The organism is Burkholderia latens (assembly GCF_902499045.1).
GTDB lineage: Bacteria > Pseudomonadota > Gammaproteobacteria > Burkholderiales > Burkholderiaceae > Burkholderia > Burkholderia latens.
In genome coordinates, this window is the sequence record NZ_CABVPL010000049.1 from 1 (window position 1) to 15,320 (window position 15,320).

Annotated in this window: 12 protein-coding genes and 1 pseudogene; 7 read left to right on the forward strand and 6 right to left on the reverse strand. The window is 71.1% G+C overall.

Going from position 1 to position 15,320, the window contains the following annotated elements; translation table 11 throughout:
- Positions 1–169 (reverse strand): annotated as a pseudogene (locus BSE24067_RS25735) (glyoxylate/hydroxypyruvate reductase A); the annotation flags it as partial.
- 4 nt (positions 170–173) lie between these two features.
- Entirely contained in the window at positions 174–611 is a 438-nt protein-coding gene (locus BSE24067_RS25740) for a VOC family protein (RefSeq protein WP_170297555.1), read from the reverse strand.
- 391 nt (positions 612–1,002) lie between these two features.
- On the opposite strand from BSE24067_RS25740, the gene BSE24067_RS25745 reads away from it, so the two are divergent.
- Positions 1,003–1,626: an RBBP9/YdeN family alpha/beta hydrolase gene (locus BSE24067_RS25745; RefSeq protein ID WP_151068236.1), complete on the forward strand. Its 624-nt coding sequence runs from the start codon at positions 1,003–1,005 to the stop codon at positions 1,624–1,626.
- Between the two features lie 62 nt (positions 1,627–1,688).
- On the opposite strand, the gene BSE24067_RS25750 is transcribed toward BSE24067_RS25745, so the two are convergent.
- Complete coding sequence (locus BSE24067_RS25750; protein ID WP_151068235.1) at positions 1,689–3,809, reverse strand: phosphocholine-specific phospholipase C; 2,121 nt, start codon at positions 3,807–3,809, stop codon at positions 1,689–1,691.
- A 59-nt stretch (positions 3,810–3,868) separates the two neighbouring features.
- The gene (locus tag BSE24067_RS25755; RefSeq protein WP_151068234.1) at positions 3,869–4,153 is read right to left on the reverse strand and encodes a hypothetical protein; all 285 of its coding nucleotides are present in this window, start codon (positions 4,151–4,153) and stop codon (positions 3,869–3,871) included.
- Between the two features lie 569 nt (positions 4,154–4,722).
- Here BSE24067_RS25755 and BSE24067_RS25760 point away from each other — a divergent pair.
- Genes BSE24067_RS25760 through BSE24067_RS25770 form a run of 3 tightly spaced genes read left to right on the forward strand, consistent with a single transcriptional unit; the run spans position 4,723 to position 8,720 of the window.
- On the forward strand, positions 4,723–5,478 hold the full coding sequence (locus BSE24067_RS25760; RefSeq protein WP_174904901.1) for a (2Fe-2S)-binding protein: 756 nt from the start codon (positions 4,723–4,725) through the stop codon (positions 5,476–5,478).
- 18 nt (positions 5,479–5,496) lie between these two features.
- A complete protein-coding gene (locus BSE24067_RS25765) occupies positions 5,497–6,498 on the forward strand; it encodes an FAD binding domain-containing protein (RefSeq protein WP_151068573.1) in 1,002 nt (333 codons plus the stop codon).
- A complete protein-coding gene (locus tag BSE24067_RS25770) occupies positions 6,495–8,720 on the forward strand; it encodes a xanthine dehydrogenase family protein molybdopterin-binding subunit (RefSeq protein WP_151068574.1) in 2,226 nt (741 codons plus the stop codon). The genes BSE24067_RS25765 and BSE24067_RS25770 overlap by 4 nt, the downstream gene beginning before the upstream one ends.
- Before the next feature lie 18 nt (positions 8,721–8,738).
- Here the strand turns inward: BSE24067_RS25770 and BSE24067_RS25775 are convergent, their stop codons facing one another.
- On the reverse strand, positions 8,739–9,656 hold the full coding sequence (locus BSE24067_RS25775) for a LysR substrate-binding domain-containing protein (RefSeq protein WP_151068575.1): 918 nt from the start codon (positions 9,654–9,656) through the stop codon (positions 8,739–8,741).
- A 112-nt stretch (positions 9,657–9,768) separates the two neighbouring features.
- Between BSE24067_RS25775 and BSE24067_RS25780 the strand changes: the two genes are divergently transcribed.
- On the forward strand, positions 9,769–10,407 hold the full coding sequence (locus BSE24067_RS25780; protein ID WP_151068576.1) for a glutathione S-transferase family protein: 639 nt from the start codon (positions 9,769–9,771) through the stop codon (positions 10,405–10,407).
- Positions 10,408–10,538: 131 nt separating this feature from the next.
- Positions 10,539–12,740, forward strand: coding sequence for a TonB-dependent receptor (locus BSE24067_RS25785; protein WP_151068577.1), 2,202 nt, complete (start codon positions 10,539–10,541; stop codon positions 12,738–12,740).
- A gap of 53 nt (positions 12,741–12,793) precedes the next feature.
- Here BSE24067_RS25785 and BSE24067_RS25790 read toward each other — a convergent pair whose 3' ends face one another.
- A complete protein-coding gene (locus tag BSE24067_RS25790) occupies positions 12,794–14,062 on the reverse strand; it encodes an MFS transporter (protein WP_174904902.1) in 1,269 nt (422 codons plus the stop codon).
- Between the two features lie 106 nt (positions 14,063–14,168).
- Here BSE24067_RS25790 and BSE24067_RS25795 point away from each other — a divergent pair, with 106 nt between their 5' ends.
- Positions 14,169–15,203, forward strand: coding sequence for a LysR substrate-binding domain-containing protein (locus BSE24067_RS25795; protein ID WP_244130476.1), 1,035 nt, complete (start codon positions 14,169–14,171; stop codon positions 15,201–15,203).
- Positions 15,204–15,320 lie beyond the last annotated feature (117 nt).

A 15,320-nucleotide genomic window follows, 5' to 3' on the forward strand; every position in this document is an offset into this window, starting at 1 on the left:
CGTCGCGCGGCGCGAACAGCTCGCGCGGCGCGCGCCACACGAGCGCGTAGTCGGCGGCGGCCGTGTCGCCCGGCTCCCACGCGCGCAGCTCGGCCTCGGGCAGCGCGTGCGCGATCGCGTCGCGCCATGCGGCGGCGTGCTGCTGCGGCGAGTAGAACAGGATCTTCATGCGCTTATTTCGCGAACAGCTGGCCGATGTCGGCGAACGCCTTGAACTCGAGCGCGTTGCCGCACGGATCGAGGAAGAACATCGTCGCCTGTTCGCCGACCTCGCCCTTGAAGCGGATGTGCGGCTCGATCACGAAGCGCGTGTGCGCGGCCTTCAGCTTGTCGGCGAGCGCATGCCATTCGTCCATCGACAGCACGACGCCGAAATGGCGCACCGGCACGTCGTCGCCGTCGACCGGGTTCACCGCGCTCTTGCCGGTTTCGTCCGGCGCGAGATGCGCGACGAGCTGGTGGCCGAAGAAGTCGAAGTCGACCCAGTGATCGGAGCTGCGGCCCTCGGCGCAGCCGAGCAGGCCGCCGTAGAACGCGCGCGCATCGGCGAGGCTCGACACGGGGAAGGCGAGATGGAACGGGCGCAGCGCGCCGGCGGGCGTAGCGGACATCGGGCGTCTCCTGTCGATCGGAACCGGCGCGGCAGCGCGGGTCGTTCCGATGCATGGCAAGCGGGAAGCCCACATTCTACGGTTTCGCGGCGCGTTGCGCCGCCGGGCGGCGGTGGGCGCGGGCGGCGGGGGCGGCGCGGGCGGCTTCGACGGAGCGGGCGGAGCAGACGGAGAGGAGGGGCGGACAACGCGGACAACGCAGACAACGCAGACAGCCCAGACAGCCCAGACAGCCCAGAGAGCGCGAGCGGCCGTCCGTCGGTGGCGGCGCCGGTGGCCGCCACCCCGGCCGTCCGTCGCAAAAAGCAAAGCACAAAATATTGGTTCAGCCGCCGCGCACTGTGCGCCACAATCGAAGCTCGTCTCCAAGCAACAGCAAGCGAGGGCAATCATGCGCGCATGCAGCAAATCGGCGTGGCCGCCGCGGCTCGTGACCGTTCCGGGCCTGCACGGCAGCGAAGGCGCTCACTGGCAGACCTGGCTCGAGCGGCAGTTCCCGCGTTCGCTGCGCGTCGAACAGGCCGACTGGGACGCGCCCGATCTCGCGCGCTGGGCGCAGTCCGTGCGCGCGCTGCTCGAGCGCGAGCGCGGTCCGTTCGTGCTGGCCGCGCATAGCTTCGGCTGCCTTGCGGCCGCGCACGCGCTCGCGCAATGGCCGCAGGTCGCCGACGTCGCGGGCGTGCTGCTCGTCGCGCCGGCCAGCCCGAAGAAATTCACGTTCGCCGGCCCGTTCGACGCGCGCCGGCTCGCGGCGCCGTCGATCGTGATCGGCAGCGAAACCGATCCGTGGATGCCGCTCGCCGACGCGCGCACGCTCGCGCAGCGGCTCGGCAGCGCGTTCGTGAACCTGGGCGACGCCGGGCACATCAACACCGCGGCCGGCTTCGGGCCGTGGCCGCGCGCGAAGTACTTCATCGACACGCTGGTGCATTGCGCGGCGCCGCTGCGCTTTCGCGACACGGACGACGGCTTCGACGCCGCGCTCGTCGATCGCGCGCTCGCGCACGCGATCTAATCTTCCACGCGCCGCGCCGCGCCGCGCCGTGCGGCCCTTGCCGCTGCCGCGCGCCGCCGCGCTTACGACGCAGACACCGGCCGCACCGCGGCCGGATCCGAGTAGCTCGGCCGGCCGTTCTCGACGTGACCCGCGAAGCGGCGCGAGAACGTGCCGTTCGCGCCGTCGCTCACCGTCACGTCATACCAGTGGTGGCTCGACGCGAGCGCCCATTGCTCGACGCGCTCGTCGCCGCCGTGCAGCGTGATCTGCCGTGACGGCGCGCCGTATGCGTTGTCGGTCAGCGTCAACGTGACGTGGCCGCTGCCGTGGTTGCGCAGTTTCAGATATAGGTTGCCGTTCGCGATGTCGTAGCCGGCCTTCACTTCCGGCTGCGCCTGGTTGCGGCGGCGCGCGGTCGCGGCCGACACGTTGCCCGCGAACATCCGCACGAACCCGTTCGGCCCGTACACCGAGAACGCGTACACGCCGTTCGTCTCCGTCAGGTCGAAGTCCGCATGCAACACGCGCCGCGCGCCGACCGTGTAGCGCCACGGGCCGTCGGTGCGGTTCGTCGCATACACGTGGAAGTGCGCGCCCTGATTGCCGCGGTTCGCGAACTCGATGCGCAGCGTGTTGCCGCCGTAGATGCTCGCGTTCACGTGGAGTTCGTACGGCAGCGCGCGTGCGGGCCGCACGCCGGGCTCCTGCGGATCGATCGGCGACGGCGTCGCGGGCACCGTGGGCGCCGGCTGCGACGTGCACTGCTGGTCCGCGATCGAGCGGTACTGGCTCGTATCGGGCAGCGCGGGGAACGTCGCATCGGACGAGCGGAAGTCGAACGCGGCGGTGAGGTCGCCGCACACGGTCCGGCGCCACGGCGTGATGTTCGGCTCGTCGACGCCGAAGCGCTCGCCGATGAAGCGGATCACCGACGTATGGTCGAACACCTGCGAACACACGAAGCCGCCCTTCGACCACGGCGACACGACGGTCATCGGCACGCGCGGCCCGAGGCCGTACGGCAGCCCGTCGGCGGTGTAGCTGCCGCCGCGGCCGGGGTTCACGACCGTATGCAGCTCGCCGTCGGTCGTCACGGTCGATGCGCCCTGCGCGGCCGACGTCGGCGGCTGCGGCGGCACGACGTGATCGAAGAAGCCGTCGTTCTCGTCGTACATGATGAACAGCACCGTCTTCGCCCACACGTCGGGGTTCGACGTCAGCGCGTCGAGAATCTGCGACGTGTAGTTCGCGCCGTACGCGGGCGTGTATTTCGGATGCTCGGAGAACGCGGCCGGCGGCAGCAGCCACGACACCTGCGGCAGCCGGTCGTTGATCACGTCGTCCTTCAGGTTGTCGAGCGTGCGCACCGTCTGCGCGCGCTGGTACAGCGACGAGCCCGGCTTCGCGTCGATGAAGTTCGTGAAGTTCTGCAGGATGTTCGTGCCGTAGTTGCCGTTGTACGGATCGGCCCACGTGAGCCCCTGCTGGTAGATCTGCCACGACACGCCGTGCGCGTCCAGCCGCTCCGGAAAGGTCGTCCACGACAGCAGCTGGTACGCGGGCGGCAGGTCGCCGTCGACGTAGTCCGCGTTGTCGAGCAGCGGGCCGCCGAACTTGCCGGTCGGATCGATCGTGCCCGTCATCAGGTACGCGCGGTTCGGGTGCGTCGGCCCCGGCAGCGAGCAGAAGTAGTGGTCGCACACGGTGAACGCGTCGGCGAGCGCGTAGTGGAACGGAATGTCCTCGCGCACGTGATAGCCCATCGTCATGTCGGTCTTGTTCGCGGGCCACTGGTCGTAGCGGCCGCCGTCGATCGCCGCGTGCGTTTTCGCCCAGGAATGGTCGAGCGCGCCAACGCACTGCGCGCTGGTCGTCTTCGTGTCGAGCCGGAACGGCAGCACCGGCTTCGCCGGATCTTCCTTCGACGGCTGGTACCACACCGGCTTGCCGTTCGGCAGCGGGATCGGGAAGCGGTCGTTGTAGCCGCGCACGCCGCGCAGGTGTCCGAAGTAATGGTCGAACGAGCGGTTCTCCTGCATGAACACGACGATGTGCTGGACATCGCGGATCGTGCCGGTGCCGCGCGCGGCGGGAATCGCGAGCGCGCGGCGGATCGACTCGGGGAACGCGTTGAGCGCGACGGCGGCGCCCGCCGACTGCGCGACGGTATGCAGGAAACGGCGGCGGCTGGATGACGTCATGTTATTTCACCTCGGTTCTGCGATCGGGGGGGACGGGGACACGAACAGCAACGGCGGGATCAGTGCGACGGCGCCGCGGCGACGCCGGATGCGCCCGCGTTCATCGCGGGCTTCGCGTCGTCGTCATCGTCGGGCGGGTAGTGGACGACCGGCGGCGCGAGCGGTGCGGCATCGGACGTGGCGGCGCTCGCGCCGGCATCGCTGTTGAACGCGCTCGCGGAGCCGGACGATGCGCGCGCCGGTTGCGACGCGTCGGCCGCGTGCGCGTCGTGCGGCGCGTCGTCGCTGCAGGCGGCGGCGAACACGGTGGCACACAGAACGACGGCGAGGGCAACGCGACGCATGACTTCTCTCCTGGCAGACGGATGGGGACCGCTTTCGAGTATGCCGGTGCGATGCGACGTTTCGGTGAATCGTTTGCGACCGGAGCATGATCGCGAACGGCTTTCGCGAAGCTGACCGAACGCTTTCGCGGCGATCCGCGTGCGCGCATGGCGGAATTTTCGCAGCCGTTGCAGATGGCGCACGCAGTGGCTCGCTGCGCGTCATGCGGCGGCGCACGGCATCGCGATGCGCGTGTGCCGCCCCGCGCACGCGCAAGCGCGACGGCAATCGGCAATCGTTGGCCCGCAAGCGGCCGGCGCCACCGAAAAAGCGGGCGTTTTTGCCGCTCCGCCAGTGCGCGGACAGCCGCGCGACAGCGTGGCGACATGCTGGCGCCAGGAAAGGCGTCGAGCCGCCTGTTCGCAGCCCGTACGCACCCCATATCGATACCGGCGTCGCGCGCGGGCGAGGCGCCGCTCGGCCGCGGCACCGGAATTGCTCGCTGCGCCGACGCGCGTGTCGCCCCGCGCGGCCAGCCGCGCCGGGGCCGCACATCCGCGTCCATCACATCATGGAGCGAGCAGAAGTCATGTCCACCGATCGACCCGATTCCCCCTCTGCCGAACCCGCGCGCGACGCCGGCCCGCCGACGCCCGCGCGTGGCCATTGCGCGGCGCTGCCGGCGGCGCACGACACGCCGTCGAGTGCCGCGCGGCGCCGCTTTCTGCAATCCGCGGCCGCCGCCGCGACGGTCGGCGCCGCGTCGCACGTTCATCCGCCGCCCGCGCACGCGGCGTCGGCGCCGGCCGTCCCGCATCGCGATACGGTGCGCGCACAACCGGTTCACCTCGACATCAACGGGCACGCTTACACGCTGCAGCTCGAACCGCGCGTCACGCTGCTCGACGCGCTGCGCGAATACGCGGGGCTCACCGGCACGAAGAAAGGCTGCGACCGCGGGCAGTGCGGCGCGTGCACGGTGCTCGTCGACGGGCGGCGCATCAACGCGTGCCTGACGCTCGCGGTGATGCACGAAGGCCAGCGGATCACGACGGTCGAAGGCCTCGCGCGCGGCGGCGTGCTGAGCCCGGTGCAGCGCGCGTTCGTCGAATACGATGCGTTTCAGTGCGGTTACTGCACGTCCGGCCAGCTCTGCTCCGCGACCGCGCTGCTCGACGAGTTCGCGGCCGGCGCCGCGAGCGCCGCTACCGCCGACGTGCGGCAGCGCCCCGCGCAACTGTCTGACGATGAAATTCGCGAACGGATGAGCGGCAATCTGTGCCGCTGCGGCGCGTATCCGAACATCGTCGCCGCCGTGCGCGCCGCGCACGCGGCGCACGGCTAGCCGACGGAGGACACCGCAATGGATGCGATTTCCTACGAACGCGCGACCGACGTCGCCGCGGCGGTGCGCGCGGCGCAGCGGCCGGGCGCCGCGTTCATCGGCGGCGGCACGAACCTGCTCGACCTGATGAAGGGCGGCGTCGCGCGGCCGGTCGCGCTGATCGACATCACGCGCATCGCCGGGCTCGATGCGGTCGACGCGCTGCCCGGCGGCGGCCTGCGCGTCGGCGCGCTCGTGCGCAACAGCGACGCGGCCGACCATCCGCGCATCCGCGCCGACTATCCGCTGCTGTCGCAGGCGCTGCTCGCCGGCGCGTCCGCGCAATTGCGCAACATGGCGACCGTCGGCGGCAACCTGATGCAGCGCACGCGCTGCCCGTACTTCTACGATCCGGCGTTCGCGCAATGCAACAAGCGCGAGCCGGGCAGCGGCTGCGCGGCGATCGGCGGCCACAACCGGATGCACGCGATACTCGGCGCGAGCGCGCAGTGCGTCGCGGTGAATCCGTCGGACATGAGCGTCGCGCTCGCGGCGCTCGATGCGACCGTGCAGGTGAGCGGCCCGCGCGGCGCGCGGCAGATTCCGTTCGCGTCGTTTCACCGGCTGCCCGGCGATCGGCCCGATCTCGACACGACGCTCGAGCCCGGCGAACTGGTCACTGCGGTCGATCTGCCGCCGCCGCGCTTCGCCGACCATGCGCACTACCTGAAGGTGCGCGACCGTGCGAGCTACGCGTTCGCGCTGGTATCGGTGGCCGCCGCATTGCGGATGGACGGCGCACGCGTCGCCGAGGCGCGGATCGCGCTCGGCGGCGTCGCGCACAAGCCGCTGCGCGCGACGGACGCGGAGCAGCATCTCGCCGGCCAGACGTTGAACGATGCCAGGCTGAATGAAGCGGCCGCACTCGCGCTGCGCGATGCACGGCCGCTCGACGGCAACGGCTTCAAGGTCGCGCTCGCGCAGCGCGCGATCGTGCGCGCGGTGACAACCGCTGCCGGAACGACCGGAGGTATCGCATGAACACGCTGACCGGACAGCCGCTCGACCGTGTCGACGGCGTACTGAAGGTGACGGGCGGTGCGCATTACGCGGCCGAATTTCCCGATGCGCGGCTCGCGCATGCGGTGCTCGTCACGAGCACGATCGCATCCGGGCGGATCGAGTCGATCGACACGGCGCGCGCCCGCGCGATGCCCGGCGTGCTGCTCGTGATGACGCACGAGAACGCGATGCGGCTGCCCAACGGCGGCCGGCCGCCGCTGTCCCCGCCCGCGGGGCGCCGGCTCACGCTGCTGCAGGACGACACGGTGCGCTACAGCAACGAGCCCGTCGCGGTCGTCGTCGCCGAGACGCTCGAGCAGGCGACCGCCGCCGCGGATGCCGTGCACGTGCGCTATCGCACGCGCGATGCGGCGCTCGATTTCGCGCGCGAGAAGCACGGCGCGCGCGTGCCGCCGAAGCAGCAGGGGCGCCCGATGGACACGCAGCGCGGCGACATCGACGCAGGGCTGCGCGAAGGCGCGGTGCGCGTCGACGCAACGTACACGACGCCGATGCAGCACCACAACCCGATCGAGCCGCACGCGACGATGGCGCGCTGGGACGGCCCGACGCTCACGCTGCACGACGCGACGCAGGGCGTGTCGGGCGCGAGCACGGCCGTGGCCGCGGTGTTCGGCATTGCGCCGGAGCACGTGCGCGTGATTTCGCCGTTTCTCGGCGGCGGCTTCGGCTGCAAGGGCTCGTCGTGGTCGCACGTGGCGCTGTGCGCGATGGCCGCGAAGCAGGTCGGCCGGCCGGTGCGGCTCGCGCTCACGCGGCCGCAGATGTTCGGCCCGGTCGGCGGCCGGCCGTTCACCGAGCAGCGCGTCGTGCTGGCCGCGCGCCGCGACGGCACGCTGACCGCGATGCGCCACGACTCGATCGTCACCACGTCGACGTTCGAGGACTGGACGGAGATGTGCGGCATGCCGTCGCGGATCATGTATGCGGTGCCGAACCACGCGACCACGCACCGGATCGTGTCGTTGAACGTCGGCACGCCGACGTTCATGCGCGCGCCCGGCGAGGCGACCGGCTCGTTCGCGCTCGAATCGGCGATGGACGAGCTCGCGTGGCAGCTCGGGATGGACCCGGTCGCGCTGCGGCTCGCGAATTACGCGCAGGTGGATCCGCAGGACGGCAAGCCGTGGTCGAGCAACGAGCTGCGCGAGTGTTACCGCGCGGGCGCGCAGCGCTTCGGCTGGTCGCGCCGCACCGGCGCGCCGCGCACGATGCGCGACGGCGGCACGCTGATCGGCCTCGGGATGGCTGCTGCGACCTACCCGGCGAACCGCAGCGAGGCATCGGCGCGGGCGCGCATCCTGCCGGACGGCACGGCGGAAGTCGCGTCGGGCACGCAGGACATCGGCACCGGCACCTACACGGTGATGACGCAGGTCGCGGCCGACGCACTCGGCTTCGCGCCGCGGAACGTACGTTTTTCGCTCGGCGATTCGAGCCTGCCGCGCGCGCCGGTATCGGGCGGCTCGCAGTCGGCCGCGAGCGTGGCGCCGGCCGTGCGCGAGGCCGCGCTGCACGCGCGCGCGAAGCTGATCGCGCTGGCGATCGCCGATGCCGGCTCGCCGCTGCACGGCGCCGCGGCCGACGACGTGACGATCGACGACGGCTGGGTCGTGCATCGCGGCGATCCGGCGCGGCGCGATCCGGCCGCCGCGGTGATCGCGCGTGCGGGTGGCCAGCCGATCGACGCGCAGGCGACGTCGAAGCCCGGCGACGAGAAGTCGCGCTATGCGTCGCATTCGTTCGGTGCGGTGTTCGCGGAAGTGCACGTGGACGCCGAGCTCGGCACGATCCGCGTGCCGCGTATCGTCGGCGTGTACAGCGTCGGCCGCCTGCTCAACGCGAAGACCGCGCGCAGCCAGCTGATCGGCGGGATGGTGTGGGGGCTCGGCACCGCGCTGGAGGAGGGCTCGCATCTCGACGTGCGGCACGGCCGCTTCACGAACGCGAACCTTGCCGAATATCACGTGCCGGTGAATGCGGATATCGGCGAACTCGACGTGAGCTTCGTCGACGAAAGCGACACGCATTTCAATCCGCTCGGCATCCGCGGAATCGGCGAGATCGGGATCACCGGCGTGCCGGCCGCGATCGCCAACGCGGTTTATCACGCGACCGGCGTGCGTGTGCGTGATCTGCCGATCACGCTCGACAAGGTGGCGATGCCGGCGCGCGCATGAGCGCGTCGGCGGCCGGCGTCAGCGGCGCGGCGTCCTGCGCCGCACTTCGCTGCGCAGCCAGTCGAGCCACGTGCGGATCGCCGCTTCGCGCGGATGATCGGGGCGCCACACCACGTAGTGCGCGTATACGTCGGTGATGCGCACCGTCGACACGCGCACGAGCGTGCCGGCCGCGAGTTCCGGTTCGATCAGCGAGCGGCGCGCGAGCGCGACGCCGTGCCCCTTCAGCGCCGCGTCGATCAACGCGTTCGCATCGGCGAAGCGCGGTGCGCGCGCGGATTCGGTGAGGTCGAGCCGCGCGGCCTGGAACCACGGCTCCCACGGCTGCGCGGGATGGCGCAGCAGCGTCGCGCGTACGAGATCGGCCGGCGTGCGCGGCGCGACGCCGTCGCGATTGCGATAGGCGGGGCTCGCGACCGGAAATACCGTCTCGTTCATCAGCTTTTCGGCGACGACGCCCGGCCACGTACCGGGCCCGTAGCGCAGCGCGACGTCGATGCGGTCGCGCTTGCGCAGCGGCGCAAGCGCGGCGTCCGGATGCAGCACGATCGCGATGTGCGGATGCGCGGCCGCGAAGCGCGGCAGGCGCGGCGCGAGCCAGCGCTCGGCGACGCTCGGCAGCACGCTCACGTTCAGCGTGGCGTCGCACGCGCGCGGCTTGCGCTTGGCGAGCACCGGCTCGAACGCACGTTCGAGCACGCTCAGGCCCTGGCGCACCTGCAGCGCGAGCGCATGCGCGGCATGCGTGGGCGTCGCGCCGCTGCGTTCGCGCGTGAACAGCGGATAGCCGAGCTGCGCCTCGAGCGTGCGGATGTGCTGGCTGACCGCGCCCTGCGTGAGCGCCAGTTCGTCGGCCGCGCGCGTGAAGCTCTGCAGCCGCACGGCGGCTTCGAGCGCACGGAGCGTCTGCAGCGGAGGAAGGTGAATGCGTCGCATCACGCATTAGTAACACTAATGCCCGAGCACGACAATTCATCGTTTGCGGCGGCGGCCCATGCATTCCTACACTCGGTTCCGTCTTTCAACAGGCCCGCCGGGCAACGCCATCATGAACGCATATCGTCTCTATCTTTCGCCGGGCGCGTGTTCGCTCGCCGCCCACATCGCGCTCGAGGAAACCGGCGCGCCGTTCGACGTCGAGGTCGTGTCCGTGCGCGACGGGCAGAACCTCGACGCACGCTATCTCGCGATCAACCCGAAGGCGCGCGTGCCCGTGCTCGCGATTCCGGGCGAGCCGCGCGTGCTGACCGAAACGCCCGCGATCCTCACGTATCTCGCGCGTCGCCATCCGGATGCGCGGCTGCTGCCGCTCGACGATCCGCTGCGCGAGGCGCGTTGCCACGAATGGCTCGCGTGGCTGGTCGGCTGGGTGCACGGTGTCGGCTACGGCGCGCTGTGGCGGCCAGGGCGTTTCATCGGCGACCCGGCGCTGCACGGCGCGATCAGCGCGCACGGGCGCGGCGTGATCGACGCCGCGAACGCGACGATCGAAGCCACGCTTGCCGACGGGCGCACGTGGGCCGAGCCGGGCGGCCATTCGATCGTCGATCCGTTCCTGCTGGTGTTGTATCGCTGGGGCGGCGCGATCGGGCTCGACATGACGCGCCATCCTGCATGGACCGCGCATGCGCAGCGCGAGGCCGAGCGGCCGGCTGCGCGGCGCGCGCTGGCACGCGAGGGCGGCTGACGCGGTGGCGGGCGCGCCGGCCGTGTCGGTCGACGGTTCGTTCGGATCACGAAGTTCGGACGTGTCCAATTGTCATGTCGAGCCCAATCCATTTGAATGAGAATCATTCTCATCAATGGAGTGGAGTGAACATGAGCGGTTGCATTCAGTCGAGCACGACGCCGCCGAGGCGCGCGGCCACATCGGTCGCGTTCGCGATGATGACCTGTGCGGCCGCGCCGGCATGCGCGGACGACGCCGAGCCGCGCCATGCGCGGCAATTGAGCCCGATCTTCGTGCACGGCGCGCGCGACGCCGGTTCGCGCGTCGACCGGTCGGGCTCCGCGAAATACGCGACGCCGCTGCTCGACGTGCCGCAGACGATCACCGTCGTGCCGCGCGTGGTGCTCGACGAACAGCAGGCGCTGAGCCTGCGCGAAGCGCTGTCGAACGTCGCCGGCATCACGTTCAATGCCGGCGAGGGCGGCGGCGGATCGGGCGACATGTTCAATATCCGCGGCTTCGGCGCGAACGCGAACCTGCAGCTCGACGGGCTGCGCGACAGCGCGCAGAACACTCGCAGCGACCTGTTCAACGTCGAGGCGATCGAGGTGATCAAGGGGCCGAACTCCGTGTTCGGCGGCGCCGGCACGACGGGCGGCTCGGTGAACCTCGTCAGCAAGACGCCGAAGGCCGGCGCGTTCACCGAAGCCGGCACGATGCTCGGCACGTCCGGCTACCGCCGCGTGACGCTCGATGCGAACCGGCCGCTGCCGGGCGCCGACGGCCGTGCGGCGTTCCGCCTGAACGCGATGGCGCACGTCAACGACGTGCCGGGCCGCGACGACGTCCGCAAGCGGCGCTGGGGCATCGCGCCGTCGCTCGCGTTTGGTCTCGGCACGCCGACGCGCGTCACGCTCGGCTATTTCCACCAGTACGACAACAACCTGCCCGATTACGGGCTGCCCGCGCACAACGGCCAAGTGCTGGGCGGCGTGTCGCGCGACCGCTATTTCGGTTGGCGCAATCTCGACCGCGAACGCATCACGTCGGATGCGTTCACCGTGAAGGCCGAACACGACGTGTCGTCCGGCCTGAAGGTGCAGAACCTGAGCCGCTATGCGCACCTGGATCGCGACACGGTGATTTCCGCGTCGCATGTCAACTTGCAGGGGCTGCCGCCGGGGCGCTACAAGCCGGCCGGGCCGCAGGGCTATGGCCGCGACGCGTCGACCGCGATGTGGGCGAACCAGACGAACGTCACCAGCGCATTTTCGACGTTCGGCGTCGAGCACACGCTCGTCACGGGCTTCGAGATCTCGCGCGAGACGTACGGCCGCACGACTTATTCGTACGGGCTGAACGGCTTTTACCCGGCAGGCGGCTTCGCGCTTGCCGCGCCGCCCGGCGTGTGGCGCGGCCCGGCGCGGCGCCAGGACAACGCGCGCAACGACACCGCGCTGGTCGTGAAGGCGCTGTACGCGTTCGACACGATTTCGATCGGCCGCTACTGGGACATCGACGTCGGGCTGCGGCACGACTGGATCGACGGCTGGTCCGAAGGCACCGCGGCGGGCAAACCCACCGAGCGCGCGGATACTGCCGATCGCCATCTGAGCACGCGCGCGGGGCTCGTGTTCAAGCCGACCGACAACGGTCGCGCGTATTTCGCGTACGGCACGTCGTTCAATCCGTCCGCCGAATTTCTCGTGACCACCGGCTCGGGCGTGAGCGCGGCGACCGGGGCGCTCGCGCCCGAGAAAAACGAGAGCTTCGAGCTCGGCGCGAAATGGGAAGGGCTCGCGGGCATCGCGCTGAACGGCGCGCTGTTCCAGACCGAAAAGAAGAATGCGCGCGAACGCATGGCCGACGGCAGCTATGCGCTGGCGGGCCGGCAACGCGTGCGCGGCGTCGAGCTCGGTGCCGCAGGCAAGGTGACGCCGCGGTGGGACGTGTTCGCGAACTATACGTATCTGGCGAGCGTGACGCTCAGCTCGCCTTCGTCGCCGCGACGCGACGGGCCGGCGCTCGGCAACACGCCGCGGCACGCGTTCAACGTGTGGACGACCTATCGGTTGCCGGCGGGCTGGACGCTCGGCTACGGTTCGCACTTCGTCGGCCGGCGCAACGTGACGTCGCAGGGTGACGGCAAGCTCGGCGCGTACTGGGTGCACAACCTGATGGCCGGCTACGACGTGAACCGCCGGCTGCGCATCCAGCTGAACGTCGACAACGTGTTCGATCGCGCGTACGCCGAACGCGTGCGACAGGTGTCGGGCAGCGAATCGCGGTCGTCGGCGGTCGAACTCGGCGACGGCCGTTCGGCGATGCTGTCGGCCGTGTACAAGTTCTGACGGTGTCGCGCAGCGACGGCCGACGCTCGACGCCGCTGGCCGCCGCGCACCCGTCATCGCGCAAACAGCGGATAGGTCGCGGCGGCGATCAGCGCGGTCGCGAGCCACACCACGCTCCACGAACTGACCGCCAGCAGCGGCGGAATCGCGAGCGGTGTTGCGAACAGTCCGAGATAGACGATCGTGTTCGCCATCCCGAGCGCAGTGCCCGCATGGTTCGCGCCCGCGAGCGTCGCGAGCTCGGTGTACGCGACGCCGTGCCAGGCCGACACGCCGATGCCGGCGAACACGAGAATCGCGACGATCGCCGCGAGTGGCACGTGCGGGCTGCCGGCGGTCGCGGCCGCAAGCAGCGCGAACGATCCGGCCGCAACGCAAACCGACCGGCGCAGGTACGCGCGCCGGTTGCCGTGCCGGTCGGTATGGCGGCCGCTCCACACGCGCATCACCATTGCGCCGAGTTGCAGCGCGACCATCGCCGCGCTGATGCCGGCGAGGCCGAGCCGGCCGAAATCGTGCAGGAACACGGTCGCGAACGTCAGCACCGCGAACTGCGGCGCGCAGAGCGTGCCGATGCCGACCACGATGCGCCACACGCGGCCGCTCGCGAGCGGGCTGCGCGTGGGCGCGGCTGCCGGTTGCGGCACGGCGGGGCGGCTTGCGGCCGCGCGCGTCGCTGCCGGCGCATCGGGCGGCTCGTGCAGCCAGCGCCACGTCAGCGCGGCCGAGCCGGCACACAGCAGCATCAGCGCGCCGTACACCGCGGCGAAGCCCGCATGAGACGCGAGCGACGGCAGCAGCGCCGCGCCCACGCCGCCGCCGAGCGGCACGGCCGTCTGGCGGATGCTCATCGCGAGGCCGCGTTCGCGCTCGCCGAACCAGCGCATTACCGCGCGGCCGCTCGAGCCGTTCACGCTGCCGCCGAGCAGGCCGACGCAGCACATCGCCGCGACGACGCGCATGCGTGGCGGCACCGCGTGCGTGCTCGGGACGATCGTCGCCGCCATCAGCGCGAGCATCGCCGTGGTCGCGATCAGGCCGATGAGCAGCACGCGCCGATCGCCGAAGCGATCGGCGGCGATGCCCCACGGCAGCTCCGACAGCGCGACGCCGAAGCCGAGCGCGCCGAGTACGAGCCCGAGCGCACCGTTGTCGAGCTGATAGGCGGAGCGCATCCACACGGCGGTGGTCGGAATGCCGGCCGCGGCGGCGGAAAAGCTCATGTTCGCGGCGACGCCGGCCGCAAGCACGCGCCAGCGATGCGCCGGGCCGTGCGCATCGCGCTCGGCCGACGGCGGGGAAGCGAGGCAGGAGGTATCCATGACGACAGAGCCGTTCTGAAATTGACATCGCCAGTGTGGCCGCCTACATTGATCCTGAAAATCAGAAAGTTTTTGATGAATCGTTCGATGAAACAGGATGATTGAGATGTCCGGACAATACGATGCCCAACACGCGACGCCCGACGCCGCGTTCGCCCGGCCGAACTTCGACGTCGCGGCGTTGCGCAGCCTGGTCGCCGGCGTGGACCTCGGCAGCTTCGCGAGGGCGGCCGATCGCGTCGCGCGTTCCACGTCGGCGGTGAGCGCGCAGATCCGCAAGCTCGAGGAGCAGGCCGGCACGCCGCTGTTCGTGAAGGCTGGGCGCGGGCTCGCGCTGACCGACGCGGGCGACGCGATGCTGCGCTATGCGCGCCGGATGATCGAGCTGAACGACGAAGCGGCCGCGGCCGTGCGTGGCGTGAATCTCGACGGCTGGGTGCGAGTCGGCCTGCAGGAGGATTTCGGCGAGGCGATCCTGCCCGACGTGCTCGGGCGTTTCGCGCGCGCGCATCCGAAGGTGCGGATCGAGGCGCGCGTCGCGCGCAATGCCGAACTGCTCGAGCGGCTCGACGCGAACCAGCTCGATCTCGCGCTCGTGTGGGGCGATCCCGCGTCGGCGACGCTCGTGTCGCGCGCGGGCATCGACGCCGACGCGATCGCGCAGGTGCCGATGCAGTGGATCGCGGCGGTCGGCGCCAGCGGCTTCGGGATGCCCGACGGCGGTGGCCATGCGGATGCGGCGGCCACCGGCGATGCGGGGATTCGTGCGCGGCGCGCGTCCGGCGAGCCGCTGCCGCTCGTCGTGTTCGACCGGCCGTGCCGGTTCTTCGGCGCGGCGACCGACGCGCTCGACCGCGCGCGCGTGCCGTGGCGCGTCGCGTTCACGACGCCGAGCCTGGCGGGGCTGTGGGCCGCGGCGGCGGCCGGCCTGGGGCTGACGGTGCGCTCGCACTACGGGTTGCCCGCATCGGTGCGCGTGCTCGATGCGTCGTCGTTCGGGCTGCCGGCGCTGCCGAGCCTGCCGCTGATGCTGCTGCGGCGGACGTCGTCGGCGACGCCGACCGTCGAGCGGCTCGCGCGAATCGTCACGCAGGCGGTGCGCGACGCGACGCAGCGGGAGCCGGCGGTGCTCGCGGCATGACGGGCATCCCGGAGCAGCGGCGCGGCGTGTGCGCGTAATCCTCGGCCGAACGCGGCTACAGTGATGGACACCTGAAACGGACGTCATCATCCCCAACCCGAATGCGCGCAACGGCCT